The 1,853-nt window shown below is 56.7% G+C and carries 1 protein-coding gene and 1 pseudogene; one reads left to right on the top strand and one right to left on the bottom strand.

Annotated features, from left to right (window positions below; all coding sequences use genetic code 11):
- Positions 1-85: 85 nt before the first annotated feature.
- Positions 86-217: pseudogene (locus KQH55_RS15765) on the bottom strand (IS3 family transposase); the annotation flags it as partial.
- Positions 218-809: 592 nt separating this feature from the next.
- Here KQH55_RS15765 and KQH55_RS15760 point away from each other — a divergent pair.
- A partial coding sequence (locus tag KQH55_RS15760; RefSeq protein ID WP_235091629.1) for a condensation domain-containing protein occupies positions 810-1,853 on the top strand: 1,044 nt, incomplete at its 3' end.

The raw sequence follows: 1,853 nt of genomic DNA, 5'->3' as shown, positions 1-1,853 counted from the left end.
GCGTTGCCGCTACGGACTACGCCCTGCGCGGCAACGCACGCCAGCATGAAAAACCAACCACTGTCAGTTTTAGTCTAGTTCACTGCACTTCACGCACCATGTCGCCGCTATAGCCAGCCGTCGTCGCCACCCAGCTTATCGCTTCGCGTTCGCAGCAATCCAGTGCGAACGTCACGCGCAGCGCCTCGCCATTGTCGCAGCGGAACTCAAAACCGTCTTAAGCCTACCCGCTAGTTTAAGTAGCTGACCGTGTCCGGTGATTCACGGGGCTGCTCCATGGACAGTCTGCTTGCGAAGAGCGGCAGGCAAATGGATGACCCGCTTCCCTTTAATGCGCTTCTTGCCTGTGGGTGCCGCTCGCTCAAGGGCGTGAATCACTGTCAACGCCAGAAAATGATGGCAGACGCTTTACAGTCTTTTAACGCGGCGTTAAGCGTTGCGATTACCTGAACCTTTCTGGCGGCTCTTGATAGCTGGGCATAGTGCTTGCGGATTCTGCAGCACTTAACGTCGAACTGATGGGTCAGCGGACGGGTGCGTTGTCGTAGCCGTATGGCTCAATAAAAGTGATGTCTGGAGGAGTAAATGAAGAAGTCCTCCAGTCCTGAACCCGGTGCCTGTGCGGTGCGCTGACGCGTGCCGATGAATGACCCTGACTGCCGCAGTGAGTGGTTAAAAATTGCACGCGACGTGTGATAAAAGCCGGAGCGGTTCCCGAAGAACAACAATAGATTCCGATTGCGTCGTTATATTAATTGGTACACCTATTAATTAACAGGCTGCTTAGTCGCCTGAATCGGAGCTTTGTTATGGATGCTAGCGTCACGCCTGTTACACAGCCGTTATCCAGTGCGCAAACCGAAGTTTGGCTCGCGCAGCAGCTGCATCCAAACAGCCCCGTCTACAACATTGCGCAGTATACGGTGATCGAAGGCGCGATTGATGCGGTCGTCTTTGAAGCGGCATTGCGTCAGGTGATCGATGAGGCCGACGCCCTGCGCTTGCAATTTGTCGATAGCGATGACGGGTTGCGGCAGAGGATCGGTGTACCTGCATGGTCAGTGCCGGTTCTGGATCTTACGGCACAAGCCGATCCTCAGGCAGCGGCCCAGGCGTGGATGCGCACCGATTATGAACAGACGGTGGATCTAGTGCAGGGATCGCTTTTCCAGTATGCATTGTTGAAAGTCGCGCCCGAGCAATGGATTTGGTATCAGCGCTATCACCATATCATGATGGATGGCTATGGCCAGTACCTGATCGCGCAACGCGTTGCACATGTGTATAGCGCGCTGTGTGCTGGGAATGAGCCCGCGTCCTGTACGTTGGGCTCGGTGCTGACGCTGTTAGAAAGCGATGCACAGTATCAGACCTCCGCGCAGCGGGAGAAGGACGAAGCGTATTGGCTCAAGCACTGCGCCCATTGGCCTGAGCCTGCGACGCTAGCAAGTCGCGCAGCCCCGGCTTTACAGCAACGACTGCGTCAGACGGCTGACCTGGCCACCCAATGGGTAGACGACTATGTGTTGGATGCGGGTCGGCTGGCGCAGTTCTTGAGCGCTGCACTGGCCGCGTATCTGCATCGCATGACCGGCGCGCAGGACGTGGTGTTCGGTTTTCCAGTGACTGCCCGCTTGGGGGAAGACGGGCGCATTCCTGGCATGGTCGCCAATACGGTTCCATTGCGGTTCAGATTCGAGCCGGAGATCAACTTAGTGTCGTTGATGCGGCAGGCGGCGAAGGAAATCCAAAGCGCACTCCAATACCAACGCTACCCGAGCGAAGCGCTGCAGCGTCAACTTGGGCTGGCGCCGGGGCAGTCACTATTGGGCATCAAGGTCAACGTGATGCCG

It is taken from the genome of Mycetohabitans sp. B3 (assembly GCF_021498065.1).
In the GTDB taxonomy this organism is placed as follows: Bacteria; Pseudomonadota; Gammaproteobacteria; order Burkholderiales; family Burkholderiaceae; genus Mycetohabitans.
The sequence above is the reverse complement of the archived record's forward strand: the minus strand, read 5'-3'. Positions and strand labels throughout refer to the sequence as shown.